The organism is Aminobacter sp. P4_D5 (assembly GCF_056401815.1).
Genome location: NZ_JBFUIP010000007.1, coordinates 45,680 through 71,670 on the forward strand (window position 1 = coordinate 45,680; position 25,991 = coordinate 71,670).

22 protein-coding genes are annotated in these 25,991 nt (G+C 59.9%); 9 read left to right on the forward strand and 13 right to left on the reverse strand.

All coding sequences use genetic code 11. The features are described 5' to 3' along the window. Positions 1-43 precede the first annotated feature (43 nt). The 4 genes from AC1DWF_RS03190 to AC1DWF_RS03205 all read left to right on the forward strand — a co-directional run bounded on the left by AC1DWF_RS03190 (position 44) and on the right by AC1DWF_RS03205 (position 5,492). Positions 44-2,323 carry a TonB-dependent siderophore receptor gene (locus AC1DWF_RS03190; protein ID WP_476841448.1) on the forward strand — a complete coding sequence of 760 codons (2,280 nt, stop codon included), beginning with the start codon at positions 44-46 and terminating at the stop codon, positions 2,321-2,323. Between the two features lie 130 nt (positions 2,324-2,453). After that, positions 2,454-3,494: an ABC transporter substrate-binding protein gene (locus tag AC1DWF_RS03195; protein WP_476784230.1), complete on the forward strand. Its 1,041-nt coding sequence runs from the start codon at positions 2,454-2,456 to the stop codon at positions 3,492-3,494. A 48-nt stretch (positions 3,495-3,542) separates the two neighbouring features. Next, the gene (locus AC1DWF_RS03200) at positions 3,543-4,625 is read left to right on the forward strand and encodes a DUF2218 domain-containing protein (protein WP_476787867.1); all 1,083 of its coding nucleotides are present in this window, start codon (positions 3,543-3,545) and stop codon (positions 4,623-4,625) included. A gap of 417 nt (positions 4,626-5,042) precedes the next feature. After that, on the forward strand, positions 5,043-5,492 hold the full coding sequence (locus tag AC1DWF_RS03205; RefSeq protein ID WP_476785416.1) for a Ros/MucR family transcriptional regulator: 450 nt from the start codon (positions 5,043-5,045) through the stop codon (positions 5,490-5,492). Between the two features lie 165 nt (positions 5,493-5,657). Here the strand turns inward: AC1DWF_RS03205 and AC1DWF_RS03210 are convergent, their stop codons facing one another. From AC1DWF_RS03210 to AC1DWF_RS03240, 7 genes are all read right to left on the reverse strand, one after another. After that, complete coding sequence (locus AC1DWF_RS03210; RefSeq protein ID WP_476787868.1) at positions 5,658-6,569, reverse strand: LysR substrate-binding domain-containing protein; 912 nt, start codon at positions 6,567-6,569, stop codon at positions 5,658-5,660. 142 nt (positions 6,570-6,711) lie between these two features. After that, on the reverse strand, positions 6,712-8,256 hold the full coding sequence (locus tag AC1DWF_RS03215) for an ABC transporter ATP-binding protein (protein ID WP_476841449.1): 1,545 nt from the start codon (positions 8,254-8,256) through the stop codon (positions 6,712-6,714). 10 nt (positions 8,257-8,266) lie between these two features. Then, entirely contained in the window at positions 8,267-9,199 is a 933-nt protein-coding gene (locus AC1DWF_RS03220; protein WP_476787869.1) for an ABC transporter permease, read from the reverse strand. A gap of 7 nt (positions 9,200-9,206) precedes the next feature. Beyond that, the gene (locus tag AC1DWF_RS03225) at positions 9,207-10,304 is read right to left on the reverse strand and encodes an ABC transporter permease (RefSeq protein WP_476787870.1); all 1,098 of its coding nucleotides are present in this window, start codon (positions 10,302-10,304) and stop codon (positions 9,207-9,209) included. Positions 10,305-10,380: 76 nt separating this feature from the next. After that, positions 10,381-11,364 carry a BMP family lipoprotein gene (locus tag AC1DWF_RS03230; protein WP_476787871.1) on the reverse strand — a complete coding sequence of 328 codons (984 nt, stop codon included), beginning with the start codon at positions 11,362-11,364 and terminating at the stop codon, positions 10,381-10,383. Between the two features lie 48 nt (positions 11,365-11,412). Then, positions 11,413-12,396, reverse strand: coding sequence for a BMP family protein (locus AC1DWF_RS03235; RefSeq protein WP_476787872.1), 984 nt, complete (start codon positions 12,394-12,396; stop codon positions 11,413-11,415). Positions 12,397-12,450: 54 nt separating this feature from the next. After that, the gene (locus tag AC1DWF_RS03240) at positions 12,451-13,749 is read right to left on the reverse strand and encodes an amidohydrolase family protein (protein ID WP_476804353.1); all 1,299 of its coding nucleotides are present in this window, start codon (positions 13,747-13,749) and stop codon (positions 12,451-12,453) included. A gap of 434 nt (positions 13,750-14,183) precedes the next feature. Between AC1DWF_RS03240 and AC1DWF_RS03245 the strand changes: the two genes are divergently transcribed. From AC1DWF_RS03245 to AC1DWF_RS03265, 5 genes are read left to right on the forward strand one after another with little or no spacing between them, the layout of a single operon-like run. Then, entirely contained in the window at positions 14,184-14,966 is a 783-nt protein-coding gene (locus AC1DWF_RS03245; RefSeq protein WP_476804354.1) for a GntR family transcriptional regulator, read from the forward strand. A 54-nt stretch (positions 14,967-15,020) separates the two neighbouring features. Next, on the forward strand, positions 15,021-15,884 hold the full coding sequence (locus AC1DWF_RS03250; protein WP_476787150.1) for an FAD binding domain-containing protein: 864 nt from the start codon (positions 15,021-15,023) through the stop codon (positions 15,882-15,884). After that, positions 15,881-16,366, forward strand: a complete 486-nt coding sequence (locus tag AC1DWF_RS03255; RefSeq protein WP_476804355.1) for a (2Fe-2S)-binding protein — start codon at positions 15,881-15,883, stop codon at positions 16,364-16,366. The genes AC1DWF_RS03250 and AC1DWF_RS03255 overlap by 4 nt, the downstream gene beginning before the upstream one ends. After that, on the forward strand, positions 16,363-18,681 hold the full coding sequence (locus tag AC1DWF_RS03260) for a xanthine dehydrogenase family protein molybdopterin-binding subunit (protein ID WP_476804356.1): 2,319 nt from the start codon (positions 16,363-16,365) through the stop codon (positions 18,679-18,681). The genes AC1DWF_RS03255 and AC1DWF_RS03260 overlap by 4 nt, the downstream gene beginning before the upstream one ends. After that, positions 18,681-19,691 carry a CobW family GTP-binding protein gene (locus AC1DWF_RS03265; RefSeq protein WP_476785631.1) on the forward strand — a complete coding sequence of 337 codons (1,011 nt, stop codon included), beginning with the start codon at positions 18,681-18,683 and terminating at the stop codon, positions 19,689-19,691. The genes AC1DWF_RS03260 and AC1DWF_RS03265 overlap by 1 nt, the downstream gene beginning before the upstream one ends. A gap of 72 nt (positions 19,692-19,763) precedes the next feature. Here AC1DWF_RS03265 and AC1DWF_RS03270 read toward each other — a convergent pair whose 3' ends face one another. The 6 genes from AC1DWF_RS03270 to AC1DWF_RS03295 all read right to left on the reverse strand — a co-directional run bounded on the left by AC1DWF_RS03270 (position 19,764) and on the right by AC1DWF_RS03295 (position 25,956). Beyond that, on the reverse strand, positions 19,764-20,390 hold the full coding sequence (locus AC1DWF_RS03270) for a UbiX family flavin prenyltransferase (RefSeq protein WP_476785630.1): 627 nt from the start codon (positions 20,388-20,390) through the stop codon (positions 19,764-19,766). Between the two features lie 26 nt (positions 20,391-20,416). Next, the gene (locus tag AC1DWF_RS03275; protein WP_476787877.1) at positions 20,417-21,787 is read right to left on the reverse strand and encodes a UbiD family decarboxylase; all 1,371 of its coding nucleotides are present in this window, start codon (positions 21,785-21,787) and stop codon (positions 20,417-20,419) included. Between the two features lie 82 nt (positions 21,788-21,869). Then, positions 21,870-22,814 carry an amidohydrolase family protein gene (locus AC1DWF_RS03280; protein ID WP_476798233.1) on the reverse strand — a complete coding sequence of 315 codons (945 nt, stop codon included), beginning with the start codon at positions 22,812-22,814 and terminating at the stop codon, positions 21,870-21,872. A 40-nt stretch (positions 22,815-22,854) separates the two neighbouring features. Then, a complete protein-coding gene (locus AC1DWF_RS03285) occupies positions 22,855-23,781 on the reverse strand; it encodes an amidohydrolase family protein (protein ID WP_476787879.1) in 927 nt (308 codons plus the stop codon). Between the two features lie 415 nt (positions 23,782-24,196). Beyond that, positions 24,197-25,003, reverse strand: a complete 807-nt coding sequence (locus tag AC1DWF_RS03290; RefSeq protein WP_476787894.1) for an ABC transporter ATP-binding protein — start codon at positions 25,001-25,003, stop codon at positions 24,197-24,199. 116 nt (positions 25,004-25,119) lie between these two features. Continuing rightward, positions 25,120-25,956: an ABC transporter permease gene (locus tag AC1DWF_RS03295; protein WP_476785773.1), complete on the reverse strand. Its 837-nt coding sequence runs from the start codon at positions 25,954-25,956 to the stop codon at positions 25,120-25,122. Positions 25,957-25,991 lie beyond the last annotated feature (35 nt).

Here is a 25,991-nt window from a genome sequence, read left to right on the forward strand (position 1 = left end):
GGCGCGTCCGGATGGGCGCCCGGCGTCTGGATAGGGGCGAAACGTGCGCGGTACGGAGATTTCAAAGAGCCATTCCGGAATAGGCAAACAGAGCTGGCGCCTAAGCGGTGCGCTGCTTCTGGTGTCCACTGTGCTGACCGTCGTTGTCGCCCTACCCGCCCATGCCCAGCAGGCCAAAACCACAACGACTGCTGCAGCAAAGACCGCTGGCGGCAATGCGGTGGTGCTTGAAACAATCGAGGTGGGCACTGAAAGTCCGCGAGGGCCCGACACTGGCATCGTCGCCAAGCGTAGTGCAGCAGCATCCAAGACCAACACTCCACTCATCGAAACGCCACAGGCCGTCAATGTCGTCACCCGCGGCCAGATGGATGCCCAAGGCGTCAATTCTGTCGCCGAAGCATTGCGGTATACGCCGGGCGTTCTGCCCGACCCAAATGGCTACGATCTACGCTATGACTGGCTCTATATCAGGGGCTTCAACAGCTATGGCACCATGTGGCTCGACGGCCTGGCTGTCGCCGGTGACCCGCTGAATTATGCCACGCCGAGCATCCATCCCTATGCGCTGGAGCGCGTCGAGGTCATCAAGGGACCGGCCTCCGTTCTCTACGGCCGCGCCGTACCGGGAGGGCTGGTCAACCAGGTCAGCAAACGCCCGCAAGCCGAGACCTATCGCGAAGCCTCGGTGGAGACCAGCGGCTTCGGCGGCATACAGGGCGCGGTCGATATGACCGGCGCGCTGACTGAAGACGGGAACTGGCTCTACCGCTTCACCGGCCTTGCCAAGAACATGAACACGCAGATCGACATGGAGCGCGATCGCAAGATCATGCTGGCGCCGAGCCTGACTTGGAACCCTAACGACGACACCTCGCTGACGCTCTATGCCTACTACCAGCGCGACCGCGACATCTTCAGCCCACGCTTTTATCCGGCAGTGGGCACGCTGTTGCCAAATCCGGCCGGCCAGATCCCTCGCGAGGTGTTCCTCGGCGATACCAATGCCGAGGAATTCAACCGCGATTATGGCCACATCGGCTATGAATTCTCGCATAGCTTCGACGAAACCTGGACCGTCCGGCAAAACCTGCGCTATGGCTACTCGCAGCAAGATATGTTCCTGGCGCTGGTGAACCCGGCCTTCGCCTATTCGGGCACGCCGTCAAGCCAGCTCGACCGCGTCTCGGCCGTCTCCGACGACTGGACCTCAACCTTCGCAGTCGACAGCCAGGCCGAGGCCAGCTTCCAGACCGGCGATTTCGCCCACACCGCCCTGTTCGGCATCGACTATGTGCGCGGCATCTCCGACACCAATTTCGGCAATACCGGATGGGGCGTGAAAGTGCCCGGAATCGACTTCCTCAATCCGGTCTATGGGCTGCCAATCCCGATGGCACCGGTCACCGCCTCGGCCCATCAGAAGCAGAACCAGATTGGCCTGTATACGCAGGATCAGGTTCACTACGGCGACTGGGTCGGCACGTTCGGCCTGCGCTACGATTTTTCCGACATTGAAACCACCAACCGCATCACCAATGCGGCGATGGTCGAGACCAACGACAGCAAGCTGACCGGGCGTGCCGGCCTGACCTACCTGTTCGACAATGGCCTTGCCCCATATGTCAGCTATTCGACCGCCTTCCTGCCGCTGCTCGGCAACGACAGGTTCGGCAATCCATTCGTCGCTCAGAACGCCGAGCAATACGAGATCGGCATCAAGTACCAGCCCCTCGATGGGCGGGGCCTGATCTCGCTGTCACTGTTCGACTTGACGCTCGACAATGCGCTGACGCCCGACCCGATAGATATCAACCCGACGCGGCCGACGCAGTTTGTGYAAACCAGCAAGCAGCGCGTGCGTGGTGTCGAGATCGAGGGCAAGTACGAACTGACATCTGAGTTCGAACTCCTGGCTTCTTACGCCTATTCCAGCTCGGAAGTGCTTAGTTCCAACAATCCGGTGTCGGTGGGCCGCGAAATGCTGCGCCTGCCCGAGCACCAGGGCAGCTTCTGGGTCAACTATAGCCCGACCTATGCAGAGGGCCTGTCGCTCAGCGCCGGCGTGCGCGCCACGTCGTCCTACCAGACCGACGCCACCTACCTCGAGAAGCTGCGCATCCCCGGCCGCGCGCTGGTCGATGTCGGTGCCGAGTTCGACTTCGGAGCGTTGAAAAAGGAATTCGAAGGCACCAGGCTGCGTGTCAATGTCACCAACCTGTTTGACGAAACCTATGTTTCGCATTGCCTGAACATAACAGGCGGCAGCTGCAATTACGGCGCCGGGCGCGTCTTCACTGCGAACCTGAAAACCACGTGGTGAGGACTTGTTCGTTCCGCATCTGAACATATCCGCCAACAGGCAAGCAGGCCGAAAACGTTTCGGTCTGCTTGCCGTTCTCGGTTGCCTCACAGCCTTGCTTGCCGTGCCGCATGCGTATGCCGAGATCCTGATGCGGGATGCAGCAGGCCGAGAGGTGCGCCTCGAGGCCGCTGCGACGCGCATCGTTACCAACGAACCGCTGCTGCTGTTGTCGCTGGCGCTGATCGATCCCGATCCGGTTTCGAAACTCGCTGGCTGGGCAGCACCCCAGCGTTTTGACCGTGGCATGTATGCCGCCTTCCGCAACCGCTTCCCCGCCATAGACAAGATCCCGGTCGCGGGGGCCGTGGTACCCGCCAATGTGTCGGTGGAATCCATTCTGAGTGCCGATCCAGACCTCTTCGTGGTGAGTCTTTGGCAACCGGGCTGGGAAAGTGCGGTGCAACTGTTGGAGGCTGCCGGCGTACCCGTGATCTTCCTCGACGGCCCGGAAAACGACGCGCGCGGCCCAGCTGAGGCGACGGGATTTTCGATGCGGCTTCTGGGCCAGGCGATAGGGCGGGAGGCCGAGGCCGACGCATTCTCCAATTTCGTCGCTCTACGCTACCAGCTGGTCGCTGAACGACTGAAGGGCGTGGTCGAACGCCCCGAAGTGCTCATCGATGCACATGCGGGCACGCTGTGTTGCGCCATTCCCGGCGCCGACAACCGCATCACTGAAATGATGCGGCTTGCTGGCGGACACAGCATGGGCTCCGACTTGGTCCCCGGCTATGACGGCAAGATTGACGCAGAGTATGTGCTTGGCATAGATTCGCGAGTCTATATCGGCACTGGCGGTCCGCATCTTGCTGCGCAAGGCGGCCTCGTGGTCGGCGGCGGGGTCGATGCCGCGACCGCGCGCGCCTCGCTGAAGGCGGTGACCGGACGCAACTTTCTTGGCGAACTCGATGCGGTGCGCGCGGGCCGCGCTTTCGGCATCTCGCATCAGCTCTCTATTTCGGCACTATCGGTGCTGGCGTTTGAAAGCTTCGCCAAATGGTGCCATCCCGAGCTTTTCTCCAACCTCGATCCTGAACAAACTCTGACCGAGATCAATCGCCGTTTCATGGCCGTGCCGCTTGAGGGGACGTTCTGGATCGGGATCGAGGACGAGATCGCCCGACCATAAGCCCTTGGACGCGGACTTGAAGGACAGCCGCGAATAGACGGAGTTTCGGTGAAGGAATTTGTTACACACACCAGCATCGCGCTGGACGATCCGGACGCGATGATTGCAGCGTTCTGCGAACATATGGTCGAGCATGGCGCCGAGGTGGAGACGTCCGACGACGCCCGCATCGTGCGCTTTGCCCAATCGCGTGCCCGCTTTTGTCGCCTGGCCGACGCCCTTCGCGTCGATGCAGCCGCTAGCAGCCTCGAAGAACTCTATTTCCTTCGCCTCACTGTCGCCTCGCATGTTCTCGAGCTTGCCGAGGACGAGGCTCCTGCCATCGTCTGGGCTGGAGACGGCGACGATTGCGAGCGGCCGCCGAATTTCCAGATCCTTGAGGTGCTGGCGATCCGTGACGTCACTCCTCATATGCGCCGCATCACATTTTCCGGAGAGGATGTCGGCCGTTTCGCCCAGATGAGCGCGCTGCATCTTAACATCCTTATCCAGCATCCCGAGCTTGCCGAGCCGCAATGGCCGCACGTTGGCGCAAACGGACTTGTCAGGTGGGAAGACCCCGAGCGGCGTCCCTCCTTACGCAAATATACGGTGCGTGCTCTCGACCTTGCGGCCGGCACGCTCGATATCGACTTCGTCCTGCATGCCGATGCCGGGCCGGGATCGGACTTTGCCGAGACAGCGCGCCCCGGCGACCGGATCGGCATATTCGGTCCCGGCGGCGGCGGACTGATCGAGGCAGACTGGTATCTCCTGGCCGGCGACGAAACAGCGCTTCCAGCAATATCGCGCATGCTTGAATACTTGCCCGAAACAGCGCGCGGTGTCGCGTTGATCGAGGTGCCCGATGCACGCGAGATTCAGCAACTGGAGATCAATGCCGCAATCCCACTCCATTGGCTCTGCCGCAATGGTGCCGAACCGGGTGCTCTGCTGACCGAGTCGGTACGCGACGTGCGTCTCCCCACCGACGGCGTGAGCGTCTTTGTCTGGGTCGGTTGCGAATTTGGCGCCTTTCGCGATATCCGCTCCTACCTGCGAAAGGAACGTGGACTATCAAAGCGTGAGCACCTCGTTGTTTCCTATTGGCGCCGCGGCAACAGCGAAGATCAGGCTGAAACGGAAACTTGACCGCTGCGGGCCGAAAACATTGAGCAGTGAGCGTAACTTGAGGGTCGTTGCTGGCATTACGCTGCTCGTGCGCTTGCAGGGCGCTCGAAATCGGTCAGCAGCGAAGCGCGGCAAGCGTCCTTCGCCTCCTGGCGAAGCCACAATGACGCTGAAATCCACTACCTAGCCGCTGCGGCGACGATGTATCGTGAGATGGACATGCAATTCTGGCTGGAGCAGGCCGAGGCCGAGATGCGCTTGTTGCAATAGAACGTATTTTCCAAAGCCGGGACTTGTTCCCCATCCTCAGTCGTGGCACGGGGACCGCCTGGCTACAGCATCATACCAAATCAGATTGTTTGACTACCAACGAGTCACTTGTTTTGAAAGAACTCATCCTGTAGCAAAAGAAAGTGGATCTACGTAGCGGAGCACGTGATGACTGAAATTGCACTGGTGAATCAAAACGCACTGATCGAATTGACTGCAGACGTTGTCGCGTCATACGTCTCGAACAACCCAGTTCCCGCCGGTGAATTGCCAGGATTAATCAGCAGCATCCATGCATCGCTGTCTAATTTGACATCGCCTCAGCCGGCACCAGCAGAAAAGCTGACGCCAGCGGTATCAATCAAGAAGTCGGTGACCGACGACTACATCATCTGCTTGGAAGATGGTAAGCAATTCAAGTCGCTCAAGCGCCACCTTGGCGTCCACTACAACATGACGCCCGACGAATATCGCGCCAAATGGAACCTGCCGTCGGACTATCCTATGGTTGCGCCATCTTATGCTGCAACCCGTTCGGCGCTTGCCCTTGCGGCTGGCCTTGGTCGCAAGCCTGGCCAAGTTGTGAAGCCAGCCGCTAGGGCCCGGAAGGTCAAGTAACCCCGCCCTTCCCTGACACGTTCAACCGCTCCCACATTGGGAGCGTCGCTACGCGATGACCCGGATTTTCTAAGAGGCGAGCTTGCTCGTTCCGCCAACGTCTTGGAACCAGCGTGAATGCTGGAAGCCAAGCTCGGGCAACTGACGAACGACAGGCTCCTTGCTTCAGCGCGCGGCAGATCGGTTCTCGTGCCGCACGGCCTCTAACAAAAACTCCTTCATCTTGGCAGCGGCCGGCGACAGCATCGGCTGCCGGTGCTGAAGGATGGAGATGTCGCGGCTGATCACCGGACCGACCAGCTCGATAACCCTGACATCGACGTTGGTGGTGAGCTGGCGCGAATTTTCCGGTAGCACGGCAACGCCTAGCCCCTCGGCGACCATGCTGATGGCGGTGGTTGAAAAACGCACCTCGTACTTCGTCTTCATCTCCGTGCCAGCCGCGATTAGCGCGCGGTCGACCAGGTCGCGAAGCGGATTGTCCTTGGCAAGGCCGATCAGCGCTTCTCCTGTCAGATCCGACCAATGCACTTTGCCCGTCCGCGCCAGCCGATGATCGGATCGGCAGATCAACATCAGCCTGTCGCGCATCAACAGGCTAGTCTGGATTTCGGGATCGTCGCCGGAAATGGTGCCTATACCAAGATCAGCCTCGTTGCGCTTTAACGCCGGCCGCATCTCTTCTTCTGGCATGTCGCGTATCTGCACCGAAATATCGGGGTATCGCTTGACGAACCGCGCGATGACAGGCGGTAGCAGCGTGGCCGCAAGCACGATCGCTGCGGCAACAGTCACGCGACCCCGCTGCAAGGCGGCAAGGTCGTGAATGTTGCCGACGGCAATCTCCAGATCCGTGATGACCTTTCGTGCCTGGGGCAGGAATTCCCGGCCCGCTGTCGTCAGGCTGACCATCCGGGTGTGCCGGTCAAACAGGCGGTGGTTCAATCCGACTTCTAATTCCTTGATCAGAATGCTGATCGCCGATTGTGTCAGATTGAGCTCGCCTGCGGCCAAGTTGAAACGGCCAAGATCCGCCACCGCGATGAATGCCTGCAATTGCCGGAGCGTCACATTCACGCGTGGTCACCTGGTCTGCGAGCCCCGGGCATCGGGACTTCTGGCAGAAGAATAGACAACTGCCGCAATTCTTATGCAATCCATCATAATGAGCAGAATTGTCTCAAGACATTCAATAACAAGACGACAACACGCGGCCTGATCAATGGACGGCTTCGCTTGCAGCCATCGCCTCGCTGACATTGCCGGCCATAAGCAGGCCTATTTCGTCGAGGCGGCTACGATCAGGCGGCAGCTCGCCAAGAATGCGGCCCTCGTAAATCACCAGAATTCGGTCGCAGATGGCGAAAAGCTCCTCCAGCTCGGTGGAGATCAGCAGGATCGCCTTGCCTGCCTCTCGCTGCTTCAGGACCTCCTGCATCACCAGCTCGGTTGCGCCGATGTCGATGCCGCGCGTCAGCTGGTTGATAAGAAGGAAATCGAAGCGGCGCGCAAGTTCTCGCCCGACAACGAGCTTCTGCTGGTTACCACCTGAGAGGTTCTGGATCAGCTCGCCGGGATGAGAGGCCTTGACCTTGAAGCGCCGCATCAATTCTCGCGTCTGGCTGGTTACTTCGCTGAAGTCGAGCATGCCGCGCGAACTGAAAGGCGGCTGGTTGTAGCGCTGGAGGAGGACGTTTTCAGTCAGCGGCAACGGCAGAACGATACCCATCTTGTGACGGTCCTCGGGTATGTGGGAAATGGGCAGCTGGTTGACGTCTTGTGACGTGAGACCACRCATTTCCTGACCGTTGAGACGTACGCTACCGGACGTGATGGGAAGCAGTCCAGTCAGCGCCAGAGCAAGTTCGGTCTGGCCGTTGCCTGAGACGCCGGCGATACCGACGATCTCGCTTTCGCGCACATCGAAGGACACGCCGCGCACGGCCGGCAAGCCGAGCTCGTTTTTGCAGTGCAGGTCCCCGACCGACAATACAAGCCGGCCGGCAGAAAGCTTCGTTCGCGGCAGGTCCATCAATACGTCACGGCCAACCATCATGCGTGCGAGTTCGCGCGGATTGGTTGACGACGTCTGGGTGGTGAAGACGACCTTGGCATCGCGCATGACGCTTACCCGATCACTGACCCGCATCACCTCGTCAAGCTTGTGCGAGATGAAGATCACCGTCTTGCCGTCGGCAACCAGATCGCGGAGCAGTTCGAGCAACCTGTCCGTTTCCTGGGGCGTCAGCACCGCCGTCGGCTCGTCGAGGATGAGCAGATCGATGCCATGGAACAGCACTTTCAGGATCTCGACGCGCTGCTGCTGGCCGACCGAAAGATTTGCGACCAGGGCGTCAGGTTGGACGTCGAGCCCATAGCGATCGCTGAGAGCGGTTATCCGCGCATTCACGTCGCTCATGTCGTTGATAAGCTTGAACGGCGAACCGTGGCCGAGTACGTAGTTTTCGGCAACGGTGAGATTGGGAACCAGCATGAAATGCTGGTGCACCATGCCGATGCGGTGCTTGATCGCCTCGCGCGGCGAGCCGAGCTTAAGCGGCTTGCCCATGAAGATGATCTGACCTTCGTTCGGCGAAAGCACGCCACACAGGATGCTCATCAAAACGCTCTTGCCAGCGCCGTTTTCGCCAAGCAGCGCGTGGATTTCGTTTTCTTCGACGTCCAACGTCACCCCGGCACTGGCGACGATGTCACCGAAGCGCTTGTGGATGTTTTCCATCAGAAGCAATGGCTTGCCGCTCATGTTGGTCTCCTCAAGCTTTCTTGTAGGGCACACCGAGCATACTCGGTGTGTCGACCTTGTTGCGCACGAGCATCAGGGCGATGATCGTCATCACATAAGGCAGCGCCTGGAACAGTTGGTAAGGCACCAGCAGCATAGGCTGCGCCTGGAGCTGGAGCTGGAGCGAGTAGAACAGACCGAACAGCAGCGAGACGAAGAAGGCGCCAATCGGCGACCAGCGCGCGAAGACAACGACCGCAAGGGCTATGAAACCACGACCCGAGGTGATGCCTTCGACGAACTGATTTGAGTGACCAAGCGTCAGAAAAGCGCCGCCCAATGCGGCCAAAGAGCAACCGATCAGCACCGCACCATAACGATAGAGCGCAACGCTACGGCCGGCGACATCGACGGCCTTGGGATGCTCACCGACGGCCCGCAGAGTGAGGCCAAATGACGTCTTGTAAAGCACGAACACCGCAAGCACGGTGACAAGGACGGTGCTGTAGACGAGCGCATTTTGGCGGAAGAACGCCTCACCGAAGAACGGCAGGTCACTGAGCCAGGGGATATCGAGCGGCTTGGCGATCTCGACGCCCTTGCCAGTCGATACAAAATAGGCGCGGAATAGAAACGCCGTCAGGCCAAGCCCCAGGAGATTGATCGCGGCGCCTACGACGATCTGATCGGCCTTGATGGTGATGGTGAAGAAGGCGAACAAAAGCCCAATCAGAATGCCGCCGCCGATTGCTGCGAGCAGCCCAAGCGGGATGCTTCCCGTCGTAAAGGCCACCGCGAAGCCAGCAAAGGCACCGACCAACATGACGCCTTCCAGGCCGATGTTGAGAACGCCGGCGCGTTCCGAAAAGATTTCGCCGATCGAGGCGAAGATCAGCGGCGTCGCGAGCCGCCAGGTGGCGCCCAGCGTGGTGGCAAGAAAGCTCAGAGTTGCAACATCTTCCATGTTTCACCTATTCGGATGGGCGAGCTGTGCGGAACCGGTAAACGCCGAAGCCGACAACCGACAAGATGACGATGCCTTGGATCACCGAAACCAGCACCTGCGGCACCTGGGCCGTGATTTGCATCAATTCCGAGCCGGAGCGGAGCACGGCAAACAAGATGCCCGAAAAGATCGCGCCAATCGGGTTGTTGTTGGCAAGCAGGGCGACGGCAATTCCCTCAAAGCCATAGCCGGGCGAAATATTCTGGTAGAGGCGGTGGGTGACGCCGGCGATCTCGAAGGCTCCGGCAAGGCCGGCCATGGCGCCGCTGATGCAAATCGCCAGCATGATGTTCCTGGGCACGCTCATGCCGGCATAACGCGCCGCATGTGGGCTAATGCCGACCACCCTGACGGCATAGCCGGAACTGCTGCGGAACAGGAAAATGTAGACGGCGACAGCCAGTGCCAGCGCGACAAGAATGCCGATATGCAGCCTTGTCGGTGGCAGGATGCGCGGCATCCAGGCCTCCTTCAGTAGCTTGGCCGACTGCGGATAGGCCGCAGCCGCGTCCCTCAGCGGCCCGGTGACGAGGTAGCTTGTGGTGATGATGGCGATATAGTTGAGCATGATCGTGGTAACGATCTCGCTTGCCCGGAAGTAGATCTTGAGCAGGCCGGCAATCGCCGCCCAGGCAGCCCCGGCGAGAGCGCCGGCGACGATGACCAGCGGTATATAGAGCCAGGACGTTAGCCCACCGAAATTGACGCCGACGGCCGTTGCGGCCACCGCGCCGGCATAGAATTGGCCCTCGGCGCCGATGTTCCAGATGCTGCAGCGGAAAGCCACGCACAGGCCAACACCAATCAGGATCAGCGGTGTTGCCTTGAGCAGGATTTCGGCAACCGAACGGGTGTCCTGAAACACGCCGAATAGCATGACGCTGAACACGTCCCAGCCGTTGAAGCCGTTGAGGCCGAGCAGAACCGCACCGCATGCCAGGGCGACCAGCACGGCTGCGGCCGGCAAGGCAATTGCCTTCAAGATACGAGACAGGATGCGTCTGGCGCCTTTGAAATGATCCGCGGCGACCGCCACAGGCTGCCCGCTTTCGATATTTGCCATGAATTCCATCGCTTTCAGAACGGGAAAGGACCGGGCGGCCGTTCGTAATGACCGCCGCCCGGTGAAGAATTGCGGCTTACTTCTGACGGGTAACGATCTCGCCGGAGACGATCTTCGCCCTGACCTCGTCGACATATTTTCGGACGTCAGCCGGGACGGTGCCGATGGCCTCGTCGTTGTAGCTGAACTTCATGACGTCTGAGTCCTTCAAGCCGAACACGATATTGGCGTTAGGCTTGAAGCTGCCGGCCTTCACCTCGGAGACTATGCGGACGATGCCCTGCCCGTAGTCGGCCAGATAGGTGCCCAGGATGTTCTTCGGGGCGACGTCGGTATAGTCGGAGTAGACGCTGAATGTCCGTACGTCTGGACCCGCCTCGCGTGCGGCCTGGATAACACCCAACCCGGCTGCGTTGGCATTTGGCACGACCAGCGTGGCGCCTTGGGCGAACATGCTGAGTGCGGCCTCCTTCGCTGCCGTCGCATCGGTGAAGGTGTTGAGGTAGATCAACGGCACGGAGAAGTTCGGGTCGACGCTTCTAGCGCCGTTGACGAATCCTTCGAAGGACTGCTTGATCGGTGGAATTTCCATCCCGCCGATCAGGCCGGCCGACTTGCCCGTCTTCGCCGCAATCACACCCATCAGATAAAAGGGTTCGCTGGAATCGGTGTTAAGACCGATGACATTGCCCTCGTGGATGTAACTCGACGAAATCAGGAAGGTCGTGTCCGAGAACTCCGGAGCGACATTCAGCGCGGCGTCCTGAAACTGGAAGCCGTGGCCGAGCACCACGTCATAACCCTGCGCGGCGTAGTTACGGAACGCACTTTCGAAGGCCGTGGGATTGTCGTGCAGCTCGACATAGCTGACGTCAGCACCTAGCTCTTTTTCTACACGCTTGAGCGCGTCGTAAGCGATGCGGTTCCAGCCCTCTTCCGCGACGCTGCCCGGCACCAGAAGCCCCATCTTGAATGCGTCCTGGGCGAAAGCCTGGCTACCCGCCAGGCCCCCTACCAGAGCAGCTACGCCGGCCAGACAGTTCCGTCTTGTGATCCGCATGATGCCCTCCATTTCTTCTTCATCATGAGTTCAGGGCGAGGCTGGTGCTTATTTCTGCCGGGTCTTGATCTCCCCTGACGCGATCTTGGCCTTCACCTCCTCGACATATGTGCGGACCTCTGCCGAGACAGGCGTTCCGGCCGCGTCGTTGTAGGAAAACTTCATCACGTCAGTGTCCTTCAGGCCGAAGTCGACATTCGTGGTGGGCTTGTTGCCATTCTTGATGTCGCCAACGATACGGACCACGCCACTTGCATAATCGGCAACATAGAGGCCGAGGATATTCTTCGGAGCGACCTCGGTGAAATCACTGAAGATACTGAATGTCTTCACGTCGCCACCGGACTCCGCCACTGCCTGGTAACCGCCTACCGTCGCGCCGGAGGCGTTCGGCACCACAAAGTCAGCACCCTGGGCGATCATGCTGAGGCTGGCTTCCTTGGTCGCGGTCGTGTCGGTGAAATTGCCGATGTAGACCTCGCTGATCGGGAAATCCGGAGAAACACTCCTGGCGCCGTTCGTGAAGCCTTCGAAGGCTTCCTTGATCGGTGGAATTTCCATGCCCCCGACGAGCCCGGCCTTCTTGCCGGTTTTCGCTGCGATCACACCCATCAGATAGAAAGGCTGGCTGGTATCGGTGTTCAGGCCAATAACGTTGCCCTCGGCGACATAGCTCGAGGAGACCAGAAAGACGGTGTCTGGGTATTCAGGTGCTACGGCAAGTGCCGCATCCTGCAGTTCGAAACCGTGGCCGAGGATGACGTTGTAGCCCTGGCTGGCAAAGTCGCGGAACGCCTTTTCGAAGGATGCCGGGTTCTGTGCCAGCTCGACATAGCTGACCTGTGCTCCAAGTTCCTTTTCAACGCCCTTGAGCGCGTTGTAGCCGATGCGGTTCCAGCCCTCTTCAGACACGCTGCCCGGGACCAGAAGTCCCATCTTGAACGGCTTGTCCTGAGCGGCCGCTGGTCCAAAGACCAAGGCCGCAGCCACAGCCGTCATTCCCGCCAGATAAATCCTTCTCGTGATCATCATGATGCTCCTCCCTTGTTTTTGTCATCATGCCTTCCCGACGATTTTGCTCGTCGGTCAGCTTTTCTCCACCATCGCGCAGACCTCCGCACATGGCAGCTCGGCTCCTCCCAGAACCGGCTTCCCTTTGGCTAATACCTGCATCCGGTCCGGCCCTGACGCCACCAGCGCACTGGCATCGTCGCAGTCGCTGATGACGAGATCGGCCCAAGCGCCCTCGCGGACGCCGTAGTCACTCCCCAAGGCCATCAGTTTGGCCGGGATGCTGGTGATCATCTCGTAAACTGTCGCAAGTTCGTCACCACGCAGATGGCCGGCCAGAAGTGTCCAGCGCGCGATCTCGAGCATGTCGCCCGACCCAGTCGGCACGAATGGATCCTGGATGTTGTCGGAAGCGGTGGCTATCGGAACGCCCGCGCGCATCAACTCTGCGACCCGCGTCAAACCGCGTGGCGGCAGCAGGTCGTGACTGCGACCCTGGAGATAGAGGTTGGCAGCGGGCAAGGTCACGACACCGATCTGCAGTTCGAGCATCTGGTCGCGGATGCGTTCGAACTCGCTGCGCGGCAGCGCACTCAACACCGATGCATGGCCAAGCACGGTCCTGCCCTGCATGCCGTATTTGCGAACCCGTTCAAACACCGCGTCAAACAGCGGCCGCTCGGCATTGAGGTGTTCGTCCAGATGCAAGTCGACCGGCTTGCCGTGGCGCACCGCAGCCGCAAACAGAAGGTCCAGGTAACGCGGGGGATCTTCCGCCACCGCCGGCGTGCCTCCAACGGCATCGGCCAATACGACCGCCGCGTTGACGTTGTTGGCCAGCCAATCGAGATCCTGGTTGGGATGGGGGGTCATGAAGGCGACGAGTTGCAGCGTCAGACGGTCGGCCCACTCCGTACGGAGTTGCGCCAAGGCCTCGATGCCGTTGAAGCCGGCATCCTTGTCGACGTTTATATGGCTGCGAATAGCCGTCGTGCCGCGCGCCAGGCAGCGTGCCATGGTCCGCGAGGCACGCTTGGTTACGTCTTCAGGCGGCGCGGTACGCGCATATTTTGCAAAGGCATCGCGGGCACCCTGCAGAGTGCCCGAGGGATTGGGCGTGAATTTCAGGACGCCGGTCTTGTCGAGATGCTGATGGACGTCGACGAAACCCGGCGACACCAGGGTGCCGGAGATGTCGACCTGGTCGGTCTCAGCGCCGACTTCCAACCGGTCACCAATTCCGACGATGCGGCCTTGGTCGGAGACCAGAATGTCAACCGGGCGATCTGCGTCTCTAGCCCCTGCAATACGTCCACCACGTAGTACATATGGACGGCTGTTCTCGTTGATACGCGCCCAGGAAAGTGTACGCATCCACCAACTCCATGCTGTCCCATCATCCGTCACGATCAAACCTACGAACGTCCAATTGATTAAACAATTTCATTATCAATATAAATTGTTATGGATTTTTTATCAGTCGGCGGAAGGGCGCTCTACGGCATGTAGAGMGCTGCCGATAAATCGCATATTCCCCTAAATTCTACAGTTCCTTTGAATTCTGATTCCGACATTTCACGCCTTCGTTCATCGTAAATGAATTTACGGTGATCAAAAGCTAAATCGTCGTCGCTACTCGTTCAAACGTAGATTTATCAGATACTGTACTCTTGAATGCCAAGATCGAGAATTCGCTAATAAAACTTTAGTTTTTGGCTATTATATTTGAGATATATTACTTAGTATGATTTTGTTGACAATCAATATTCCAAGAATAGATTGTCAACAATTGATCCTTGGAGCCCGCAATGGCCTTATCCCCCTTCCTTCCAGTGACCAACAGTGCTCGCCCGACGGCCGGAGCAGCGATGAGCGGCCCGGAGGCAGAGCAGCGGGTCGTCGAGGTCATCGTCGAGGCGGTTCTCAGCCACCGGATCGCCCCGGGCGCGCGGCTGATCGAGCGTGAACTTGGCATCGCCTCCGGCGCCAGCAGGTCGGCAATCCGCAACGGCCTCGTGCGCCTAGCCCATGCCGGCCTGGTGGAACTCAGCCCCAACAAGGGTGCAACGATTGCGATGTGCTCACCCGACGAAGCGCGCCAGATTTTCGACGCGCGTGTCGTTATCGAGGTATCGACGGTCAAGACATTGGCCGAAAACATCACTGAGGACGCTCTCGCGCGGCTGCGTGCCTTCGTCGACGAGGAGCGTCAAGCGTACGGTGCCAACAGGATCGAAGACGGCCGGCATCTGTCACGACGTTTCCACCTCATGCTCGCCGAACTCGCCGGCAATGATGTCCTTACCGGGGTCATACGCGACCTGATCAACCGGCAGCCGCTGCTGTCCTGGTCGCGGCCCGACACCAAGCAGCGCTTCTGCGGCAACCACGCTCACGCCGAGATCGTCGAGGCGATCGCCATGGGCAACGGCGAAGAAGCAGCTCGGTTGAACACCGCCCATCTGCGCGCGCTGGAAAGCGTACTCGGCGCCGACCGGGAGGCGGCGATACAGCAAATCCATCAAGACAATGAGGCTGGTGAGAGAACCGGCCCAACTGGCAGCGAAGGCGCCAGACTGGATTTCGATTGACCCCAATCGCGGTTGGCGAGGGGGAAAACCGGCCAACACAAGGGAGGAACTTGAATGAAACGCTTCGACTACTACGAGCCCGTGAGCCTTGCGGAGGCAAGCGCCCTGCTAGCGCAACTCGGCAAGGACGCCAGCATCATCGCTGGCGGCACCGACCTCCTTGTCGAGCTCAAGGAGAACCTCCGCACTGCCCTGCATGTGGTGAACATAAAGAAGATTCCCGACCTCAGGGAATTCTCCTTTGACCCACAGGCGGGCTTACGCTTCGGCGCGCTAGTCAGCGTCCGAGAGATCGAAACCTCGCCCGTCGTCATCCAGAACTATCCCAACCTGGCAAAGGCTGTGAGCCTGCTCGGTTCAGTCCAGGTCCGCAACAGGGCAACCGTGGTCGGCAACATCTGCCGGGCCTCGCCGTCTGCCGACACCATCCCACCACTCATCGCCGACGGCGCAAGCCTTACGGTCTTCAACACTGCAGGCGAGCGCAGCGTCTTATTGGAAGAGTTCTTTACCGGCCCCGGACGAACGGTTCTTGTCCCAGGCGATATCGTGACCGGGATAACCGTGCCTGCACCGCAGTCAACCAGCGGCAAGGCCTACATCAAGCATGGTCGCCGCAAGGCGATGGAACTCGCAACCGTGAGCGTTGCCGTCAGCCTAGAACATGACGGCGACAGATGTTCGGATATCCGCATCGCGCTCGGCGCCGTAGCCCCGACTGCCATCCGGGCGCGAAAGACCGAAGCGCTGTTGCGCGGGCGTACAATCGACGATGCGCTGCTCGCCGAGGCAGCCGAAAGTGCAATGCTCGAATCCACCCCAATCGGCAATGTGCGGGCAAGCGCTGCCTACCGCCACGACATGGTCGGCGTGCTGACGCGCCGCGCGATCGACTACGCCATGGGAGGTGTTCAATGAACCAGCTGGTATCGATGATCATCAACGGAGAAGCGCAGGACCTCGCCATTGCGCCCAACATCACGCTGCTCGATGCGCTGCGCAATGAGGGCGGCCTGACCGGCACCAAGAAGGGCTGTGACGTTGGCGACTGCGGCGCCTGCACGATTGTCATGGATGGCAAGCCAGTCAACGCCTGCCTGATCCTCGGGGTCGAGGCCGAAGGCTCAACAATCGAAACCATCGAGGGCCTGCAACTGGCCTATGACCGCCCTCACCTCCTCCAGGAAAAATTCATGGAGTTCGGCGGCGCGCAATGCGGCTTCTGCACGCCCGGCATCATCATGATGGCCAAGGCCCTGCTCGACGAAAACCCCAACCCAAACGAAGACGAGATCCGGTTCGCCATCGCTGGAAACATCTGCCGCTGCACCGGCTACACAAAGATCATCGACGCTATCAAGGCCACTGCCGACGAGTTGAGAAAGGCGAAGACGCTATGAATTCTCACGAACGCATCATTCCCGACAATGGCACGCGCGATTTCTCCGTTGTCGGCAAGAGCGTCAAGCGCTCCGACACGCTGGAAAAGGTCACGGGTACGGCGCGATACGCCGGTGACGTAGCATTGCCAGGCATGCTGCATGCCAAGATGAAGCGCAGCAACATTGCTCATGCCAAGATCAAGAGCATCGACACCAGCAAGGCGCTAGCTCTCAAGGGCGTGAAGGCGGTGCTGACCCACCAGAACGTGCCCCACGTTCTGCACTCGGGTTCGCCACACCCGCGCTCGGCCTCGGTGACCAAGGACCAGTACATTCTGGAAGACAAGGTTCGCTACTGGGGCGAAGGCGTCGCCGCCGTGGTCGCAATCTCCGAAGAGATCGCTGAGCGCGCCGTCGAGCTGATCGAGGTCGAGTACGAGCCACTGCCGACCGCCTTCACCATCGAAGACGCAATGAAGGCAGGCGCATCCGCAATCCACGACAATGGGCTGGACAACAACAATGTCCTGCCGACGGTGACAGTCAATCGCGGCGACGTCGACAAGGGCTTCGCCGAGGCCGACCTGATCCTCGAGCGAGAGTATGATCTTGGTCGGCCAACGCCGGCCTATATGGAGCCCAACGTCTGCGTCAGCCAGTGGGACGGCAACGGCAAGCTGACGATGTGGACCTCGACGCAGAGTGCMTTCATGGTGCGTGGCACGCTGGCAGAGGTTCTCGGCATCCCGCTCAACAAGGTTCGCGTGCTGGTCGAGCATATGGGCGGCGGTTTCGGTGCAAAACAGGATCTGTTCCAGCACGAGTTCCTCTGCGCACTGCTCGCCAAGGAAACCGGCCGGCCGGTGCGCATGGAATTCACGCGCAAGGAAACGTTCCTTGGCGGCCGTTCGCGCCATCCCGGCAAGATCTGGCTGAAGCAGGGCTTCACCAAGGACGGCCGCATCGTTGCGCGTGAGGCCAAGATCACCTTCAATTCGGGCGCCTATGGCTCGCACGGTCCGGGCGTAACCAATGTCGGCACAGCAGCTTTGACCTCGCTCTACCGTTGCGAAAACATCCGCCTCGAAGGCCGCTGCATTTACACCAACACGCCGATTGCCGGGGCGTTTCGTGGCTATGGCGTGGTGCAGACTTACTATGCTTTAGACCTGATGATCGACGAGGCGGCGGAAAAGCTCGGCTTCGATCCAGCCGAATTCAAGTTGATGAATGCAGTACGCGAAGGCGACATCGCCCCATCGGGCCATCCCATCGTCGGGCACGGCCTGGAGGACTGCATCCGCCGTGTCATGGAAGAAACCGACTGGAGCAATCTCCGGAAGCGCAGCAAGTCGACGGGCGTCAAGCGGCGTGGCTTTGGCATCGGCTGCGAGATGCACGGGTCGAGCGCCTATCCCGGCATCAAAGAGCAGGGCAATGCCATCGTCAAGATGAACGAGGACGGCACTGTGACGCTCATCACCGGTACCGCGGGCCTCGGCACAGGCGCGCACACGGCGTTGTCGCAAATCGTTGCCGAAGAACTAGGCGTACCGTTCGAGACGGTCTCAGTCGTTCAAGGTGACACCGATATCGTCCCATGGGACATCGGCGCCTTCGCCAGCCACACGACCTATATGGGCGGACGGGCGGCGCAGATCGCGGCGGCGGAGGTGCGCGACCAGATCCTCAATCACACGGCTCCGCTACTCGAAACAACGCCGGCCGAACTGACGATCCGCGACGGTATCATCGTGTCCACGAGCGGCTCGAACCGCAGCGTCAGCCTCGCGGAAGCGGTCGGGCCGCGGCGCGGCATGCCTGCCATCCAGTTGGTTGGCGTCGGAACCTACATGCCGACGAAGTCCTATTCCTTCGGCGCGCATTTTGCCGAAGTGGATGTCGACACCGAGACCGGTGAAGTCGCAGTCCTCCAGGTCGTTCCGGTGCATGAGATAGGTAAGGTCATCCACCCCATTGCAGCCGCAGGCCAGATCGAAGGCGGTATCCAGCAGGGCATCGGGCACACGTTGAGCGAGGACTACGTCATTGACCTCACCAATGGCCGCTCGCTCAACCCCAGCTTCGTCGACTACAAGATGCCGCTGTCGATGGACATGCCGCCTATCCGCACCATCATCCTGGAAACGGCGCCGGATCCAGGTGGCCCCTACGGCGCCAAGGGCATCGGCGAAGATCCCATCATCGCGATTGGACCGGCCATCGCCAACGCGATCTACGACGCCATCGGCGTCCGCTTCCGCCATTACCCGATAACGCCCGAGCAGGTGCTGAACGCACTCAAGGCAAAAAACAGCAAAAAGAGGCAGTGATGCAGACCAACCAAATCCACGACGGCAAGATCCCGGTCACGATCCTCACAGGCTTCCTAGGGGCGGGCAAAACCACCCTGCTGAACCACATTCTCACCGAACGACACGGCCACCGCATCGCAGTGATCGAAAACGAGTTCGGCGAAGTCGACGTCGACTCCGATCTGGTCCTCGCTTCGGAGGAAGAGATATACCAGATGCAGAATGGCTGCATCTGCTGCTTCGTCGACGTGCGCAACGACCTCATCGAAATCCTGCAGAAGCTGCTCGCGCGCAAGGACAAGTTCGACCACATCCTGGTCGAGACCAGCGGCCTTGCCGATCCAACGCCAGTCGCTACCGCCTTTTTCGTCGACCAGGAGATCGGCAAGCATGTGAAGCTCGACGGCATCGTCACGCTCGTGGATGCCAAACATATCGGTCAACATGTCGATGATCCGATCCTTGACGGGCGCAGCAATCAGGCGGTGGATCAGATCGTCGCCGCTGATCGTATTGTGATCAACAAGATCGACCTCGTCTCTGTAGACGACATAGAGACGCTCGAACGCAACATGGGCAAGCTCAACCAGACCGCGGAGATTGTGCGTTCAAGCTACGGAAAGGTGGAGCTTTCGAACATCCTGGGCATCAGCGGTTTTGCGCCGTCTTACGTCGCGGAGCGGGCCCAGTTGCTCAATCTGGATCATCATCACCACCACGATCACACACATGATGCTACGGTCAGCTCTGAGTCCTTCGTGTTCGACGAGCCGTTCGACCACAATCGGCTGTCGGAATTCCTTTCTGATCTCTTGGAAGCCCGCGGCGACGATATTTTCCGAACCAAGGGCATTCTCGAAATCAAGGGCGATCAACGTTTCTTCGTTCTTCAGGCCGTGCACAAGCTGATTGATTTCCGGCCCGACCATGTCTGGGGCAAGGACAAGGCTTACAGCAAGCTGGTGTTCATCGGCCGCAAACTGAACCGCGCGGAACTCGAAGCGGGGTTGCGCGCCTGCCTCGCCTGACCAGCGTAGGCGATCCCTGCGAGGCTGGCTCACGCCAGCCTCGTTTTCTTTGTGCGGTGAAGTTATCGGGGGTTATTGCGGCAGCAGCGAAGCCGACGTCTCCAGAGCGGCGTCGGCACGCCGGCCGGTCCAGCGATGGGCCAGACCCGCGTCGATATCGAACAGGTCTAGCACGCGCCCAACGGTATGATTGACCATGTCGTCAAGCGTTAGCGGACGCGTGTAGAACGCTGGAACCGGCGGACAGATGATGGCGCCGGCTTCCGTCACCTGCGCCATCGAGCGGATATGACCGAGATGCAGCGGCGTCTCGCGCAGCATCAAAACCAGGCGCCGGCGCTCCTTGAGCGTGACGTCGGCTGCACGCGCCAGCAGCGAAGAAGTTGCCCCCGTCGCGATCTCCGACAGCGTCTTCACCGAACAAGGCGCCACGATCATGCCCATTGTCCTGAACGATCCACTGGAACAGGCCGCACCGACGTCCTTGTTGGAATGAACGGCAGTCGCCAGCTTTTCAACGTCGGCAAGCTTGTAGTCGGTTTCCATGGCAAGCGTGATTTGGGCTGCGCGCGAAACAACAAGGTGGGTTTCGACATCGAGTTCACGCAGGACTTCCAGCAAACGAATGCCATAGATGACACCGGAAGCACCGCTAATGCCGATGACCAGTCGCTTGCGTATCGCGCTATCTCTGAACATCGGCTTGTCCTCCGCGTTTTCTGCCCCTAACGATCGATCCTGCCGAGAATTTCAGAAGCCCGCGCAAACGCATCATCGCCGATCTTGGCCAAGACGCCGTGAAAATCGGGGCCACGCGTCGCGTCCAAACCCATGCGCGACGTTGTGCCGACGCCGGACGCCGACGGATCCAGCGCGTTGCCAGGCAAGCCTTCGATGATGACCACGTCGCGATGCGGCTGGAAATGGGCCGACAACGCCCAAAGCACTTCGGAGTCGCGCGTGATGTCGACATCGGCGTCGACTGCAATCACTGTCTTGAGATAGGCGTCCCAGCCGAGTAGCCCGAGCATGATCTGCCGCGCCTCGCCGGGTCGCGTCTGGTTGAGCGCGACATAGGCATGAAAATGCGTGCCTGAGGCCGGATAGTGCACGGCCGTAACGCTCGGAAAACGCTGCTTCAGCTTCTCGACCATTTCGGCTTCGCGCGGCACGCGCCCCAAATTGAGGTGCTCGGACGAGTTGCCGCCGGCGACGCTTATCAGCATCGCATCCTTGCGGCGCATGAAGGTTTCGACTCGAAACAGATTGTTGGTCGACCTGTCAGACGAGTAGCCGGTGAACTCACCGAATGGCCCTTCGGCGACATGAGCCTCGGGCTCGATGATGCCTTCCAGCACGAATTCGGCATAGGCAGGCACGCGAATGCCGTATTTCGGCGTCCGCACCACATCCAGCGGTTCGCCGAGCAGGCCTCCGGCGATGTCGCGTTCGTCCTCGCCGAAAGCGAGCCGCGCCGACGCCGCGATCATGAACAGCGGATGCGCGCCGATGACCATGGCGACTTTCAGCGGTTCGCCACGGTCTTTGGCCATGTTGAGCAGGCGCCAGAGGTGGCCACGAGAATGCAGGCTGGTCGCCAGCTCGTTCTTCGAATGGACCATGGCGCGGTGGTAGCTGAGATTGCCGGCACCGGTTTCTGGGTGCTCGGCAATGATGATGCCGCTGGTGATGTACTTCGCCCGATCGGTCGCGAAATGCTTCAGCATCGGCAGCGTGTCTAGATCGATATCGTTTTCCTGCACCCATTCGGTGACCGGCCCGCTTTCGACCAGGCGCGGCGGCAATGCCCGGCGCGATCGCACCTGATAGGCTTCGTGCAGACGGTCCTGCGTCGTGCCGAACATCCGCGCGATACGCTCGCGCGAGCCGAAGATGTTGCCCACGACCTCAGTGTCGATCCCGTCGACCTTGCGGAAATGCAGCAGCGGCGCCCTGCCCTGTTCGTTTAGCTTCCAAATGAAGGCCGTTACGTCCTGGTCGTCCGAGATACGATCCTCGATCGTCAGCACATCCTCGGGATGGCTCTTCTTATATTCACTGAGGAAATGACGTACGTCCTGGCTGCCAAACTGCATAACATTTCCCATCGTGCAACTGCTGAGCGAACGTAAAAAGGGTGGGCAGCGGCCCTTGGACACGAGCCGCCGCCCAAGGGCATCAGGCGGGAACAGCCTGGCTGCCCGTATTGCGCCTGAGACCGGCATAAGTGTCAGTCAGGCGCGCCTTCGCTTCGTCCATGGTACGAGGCGGAGGGGTGGGTTCGATGCCGACCAGCTTGGCGATGTTGTTGCCGAGATAGCCTTCGAGATCATCCTCGGAGAGACCGATGCCATGGGGCGGCTCATGGCAGAGCACTTCCAGCTCACGCAGCCACATGCCGGGTTCATTGGGCGGCGAGTCTGTGCCGAACACGATCTTGCTTTTAGGCAGTTCCTTGGCGAACTCGACGATACGCGACTGGAAGCACCAGCCGGATTCGCAATAGACATTGGGGGTATCCATCGCCATCCAGAACGACTCGAAGGAATAGTTGCCGCCGGTCTGGATGCCGAAGTGACCGATGATGAAGTTGACCATCGGGAACTCCCGGATGATCGGGTAAAACATCGTCGGAATGGTGTAGGGCCCGTCGCCGGTGTGGATCAGCACCACAACACCAAGCTCGGCGCATTTCTTCATCGCCGGGCGCAGCCAGTCGAGGGCCCGGTCAGGCCGGTAGCCATGCATGTTGGCATGCAACTTCAGCATCTTGAAGCCATATTCCTTGACGTGGAATTCCAGCTCAGCTGCGCCGTTCTCAGGACCCCAGCGGGGGTTGTAGTTGAAGTTACCGATGAAACGATCCGGGTATTTCTGGCACAGCTCGGCGATGTAGGCCATGTAGTCGCGAATGCCGTCGCGGCCCATGCGATTGCCATCGCGGTAACCGGTATTGCCGGGCGGCGGCTGGATGAAGCCCATGTCGATGCGGCGCGGTTTGCCGTTGATCATGTAAGGCCCGTCCATCAGCTTCAGCATGCGTTCGCCATTGAACGGCGTGCCGGTGTGGCGCCAGGCCTCGTCGACCAGATTGGTCGGATGGAGGTGGGTGTCGATAATCATCTGTGGTCTCCGAATTCACGAAACAAGGCGTTGGGCCGCATCATGCCGGCTGGAGGCTGGCATAGGTGTCCGTCAGGCGGGCCTGGGCTTCTTCCATGCTGCGCGGGGGCGGCGTCGGCTCGATGCCGATCATCCGGGCGATATTATTGCCGAAGTAATCCTCGAGCGTATCCTCATCGAGGTTCAGCCCTTGCGGCGGCTCGTGGCAAAGCACCTCGAGCAGGCGCAGCCACATTCCTGGTTCGTTTGGCGGGGTGTCGGTGCCGAAGAGGATCTTGTGCTTGGGCAATTCCTTGGCGAACTCGACGATGCGCGACTGCAGGCACCAGCCGGATTCGCAGTAGACGTTGGGTGCATCCATCGCCATCTGGAACGGTTCGAAGACATAGACCCCGCCCGTCTGGACGCCGAAATGGCCGAGGATGAAGTTGACCGACGGGAACTCCCGAATGATCGGATAGAACTCGGTCGGAATGCTGTAGGGCCCGTCTCCAGTATGGACTTTGACGATCAGCCCGAGGTCGGCGCATTTCTTCATCGCCGGGCGCAGCCAGTCGAGTGCGCGATCAGGCCGGTAAGCGTGCATGTTGGCCTGCAACTGCACCATCTTAAAGCCGTATTCCTTGACGTGGTGCTCGATCTCCTCCGCGCCGTTTTGAGTGCCGTAGCGGGGGTTGTAGACGAAGCAGCCCAAGAAGCGGTCAGGATAGCGCTGCACGAGGTCGACCGTGTAGGACATGTAGTCGCGAATGGCCGCCTTGCCGGTAAGGTCGCCATGACCGTGGGTGTAGATGGTGTTGCCTTGCGGCGGCTGGATAAAGGCCTTGTCGATGCGGCGCGGCTTGCCGTTTACGTAGTAGGGCCCATCCATCATCTTGATGAGGCGCTCACCCGTGAACGGCTCGCCATCGTGCCGCCACGCCAAGTCCACCAGCTTGGTGGGATAGCAGCTAATGTCGATAATCATCAGTCGTCTCCAAAGTTGACGTCGTTCCGCAACACGGCTGAGCCGTGAGCGACGCTGCCCGGAGTCCGGCGATACTTGCTGAAGGCGATGGTCAGAAAGCTCCGTCGGGCTGCGGTCTACGCGATCGCTTGCCAGCAATTCCCGACCGGATTTTTCGCGTATCTAGCGACCGAAACGCGGCTTGTTGCTTCTACTGACAATGATTTTTTCTAACTCAGCGAAAAGCGAATTGAAAGTCTTTTTTCAAGTATAGAACGAATATATTCGAAAACAGAACCAATTAATACCTAGCATACGCACCATCGTTGACATCGGATATGTTTTCCGACGCCCCAAATGGATAGAACCGCACCTTCTGCCGGAGCCGTTGCTTTCGCCTACTGCGAAAACTGCAAGCGACGCCGGCAGGGAGATGTTACGTCGCGCCGATCTGCGGCGCGTCAGCACGCGCCTGCGCGATCGTCTCGCGAAGCTCGTGCACGATGCCGTTGAACTCCGGCGAATAGGTCAGGTCGAGCGGCCGCGGCCGCTCGAAGTCCACCTGCCGCTCGAGCAGGACACGGCCGGGCCGCGCGCTCATCACGAACACCCGGTCGGCAAGATAAACGGCTTCGCGCAGATCGTGGGTCACCAGGATCACGGTGAAACCCTTGGCCTGGTGCAGGTCGCGGATCACGCCCCAAAGCTCCTCGCGGGTGAATGCATCGAGCGCACCGAACGGCTCGTCGAGCATCATCAGCCCTGGTTCGTGGATCAGCGCCCGACACAGATTGGCGCGTTGCTGCATGCCACCCGAAAGCTGCCAGGGGAATTTTGAGCCAAAGCCTTTGAGTCCGACCAGAGCCAGCATCGCTTCAGCTCGAGCAACGTATTCGGCCCGATGCTTCTTCAGCCGCTCGCGATATGGCGAGACGATCTCGAGCGGCAACATGATGTTGTCGAGGGTCGTACGCCAAGGCAGCAGCGATGGATTCTGGAACGCCATGCCGACGATTGACAGGGGCCGCGTGACCCGCGCTCCATCGACGGCGACGCTGCCTTGCTGGGGGATGACCAGCCCGGTCGCGAGTTTCATCAGTGTCGATTTTCCGCAACCGGACGGGCCAACGACCGCAGCGAACTCGCCCTTGCGCACCGACAGCGTCAAATCCTCGACGGCCTTGATGCCGCCTCCCCCACCGTAGGAAAGCGCCACGCCGGAAATATCGACGAAACCTGGCACTGCCGTGTGCTCTCGGCTGGTTTCGCTACCGGCGCTGGCTTTGTCACGAGCAGGCCGCACCATAACATCTTGATCACTGTGCATTGTCGTCTTGCTCCATGTCGGAGTTGGGCCTTTCAGCCATTGTGTGAACGATGCGCCCAGCCGGTGTAGCGCTGCTCGATCAGGGCGGTGACGGCATAGAGAACGATGCCGAGCACCGAGAGCACCATCAGCGCGGCAAAGACGATCGGCACCTGGAATGCGGCCTGGGCGTCGAGCATGAGCTTGCCAAGACCACTGCTGGCACCGGATGTCTCGGCAACGACCGCGCCAATGAACGCGAGCGTGATCGCGACCTTCAGCGAGCCGAAGAAGTGCGGCAATGACCGAGGAATGCCCACCTTGATCATCACCGTGAACTTGTTGGCCCCCAGCGCCCGCAGCACGTCTTCGAGTTCCGGCTCGACGGTTGCTAGGCCTGTCGCCACATTGACCACGATCGGGAAGAACGAGATCAGGAATGCCGTCAGGATGGCGGGTACAGCGCCAAGCCCGAACCATAAGATGAGCACCGGAACCACCGCGACCTTGGGGATCGAATTGAAGGCGATCAGGATCGGATACACCGCCGAATAGACCGCCCGATGCCAGCCGACGGCGACCCCCAGCACTAGGCCTGTGACGATGGCCAGCATAAAGCCTACCAGCGTCGTCCACAGCGTCACCAGAGCATTTTCCCAGATTACCGCCCGGAACTCCCAAAGTGCGTAGAACGTCGCCGACGCGGTGGGAAGAATGACTTCCGGTACATCAAAGACACGGCAGACCACTTCCCAGGTTACGAGCAGGGCGAGTGCGAATAGCAGCGGTGCGCCAAGCTTTTCGCCGTACCACCACAGCTTCAGATTTTTCTTCGAAACACCGGCAACGCCCGCGGGCGGGCGTTCCTGCAACATGCTCGTATCGGTCATATCTTCACCCAGTCCAGTTTGAACCGCGCTTCGCC

Coding starts and splice junctions, on each gene's coding strand:
- AC1DWF_RS03240 (WP_476804353.1), bottom strand. CDS start 13,749: ATGCGTACACTTTCCTGGGCGCGTATCAACGAGAACAGCCGTCCATAT.
- AC1DWF_RS03295 (WP_476785773.1), bottom strand. CDS start 25,956: ATGACCGATACGAGCATGTTGCAGGAACGCCCGCCCGCGGGCGTTGCC.
- AC1DWF_RS03195 (WP_476784230.1), top strand. CDS start 2,454: ATGCGGGATGCAGCAGGCCGAGAGGTGCGCCTCGAGGCCGCTGCGACG.
- AC1DWF_RS03220 (WP_476787869.1), bottom strand. CDS start 9,199: ATGGAAGATGTTGCAACTCTGAGCTTTCTTGCCACCACGCTGGGCGCC.
- AC1DWF_RS03285 (WP_476787879.1), bottom strand. CDS start 23,781: ATGATTATCGACATTAGCTGCTATCCCACCAAGCTGGTGGACTTGGCG.
- AC1DWF_RS03270 (WP_476785630.1), bottom strand. CDS start 20,390: ATGTTCAGAGATAGCGCGATACGCAAGCGACTGGTCATCGGCATTAGC.
- AC1DWF_RS03230 (WP_476787871.1), bottom strand. CDS start 11,364: ATGCGGATCACAAGACGGAACTGTCTGGCCGGCGTAGCTGCTCTGGTA.
- AC1DWF_RS03255 (WP_476804355.1), top strand. CDS start 15,881: ATGAACCAGCTGGTATCGATGATCATCAACGGAGAAGCGCAGGACCTC.
- AC1DWF_RS03235 (WP_476787872.1), bottom strand. CDS start 12,396: ATGATGATCACGAGAAGGATTTATCTGGCGGGAATGACGGCTGTGGCT.
- AC1DWF_RS03275 (WP_476787877.1), bottom strand. CDS start 21,787: ATGCAGTTTGGCAGCCAGGACGTACGTCATTTCCTCAGTGAATATAAG.
- AC1DWF_RS03250 (WP_476787150.1), top strand. CDS start 15,021: ATGAAACGCTTCGACTACTACGAGCCCGTGAGCCTTGCGGAGGCAAGC.
- AC1DWF_RS03225 (WP_476787870.1), bottom strand. CDS start 10,304: ATGGCAAATATCGAAAGCGGGCAGCCTGTGGCGGTCGCCGCGGATCAT.
- AC1DWF_RS03280 (WP_476798233.1), bottom strand. CDS start 22,814: ATGATTATCGACACCCACCTCCATCCGACCAATCTGGTCGACGAGGCC.
- AC1DWF_RS03245 (WP_476804354.1), top strand. CDS start 14,184: ATGGCCTTATCCCCCTTCCTTCCAGTGACCAACAGTGCTCGCCCGACG.
- AC1DWF_RS03265 (WP_476785631.1), top strand. CDS start 18,681: ATGCAGACCAACCAAATCCACGACGGCAAGATCCCGGTCACGATCCTC.
- AC1DWF_RS03205 (WP_476785416.1), top strand. CDS start 5,043: ATGACTGAAATTGCACTGGTGAATCAAAACGCACTGATCGAATTGACT.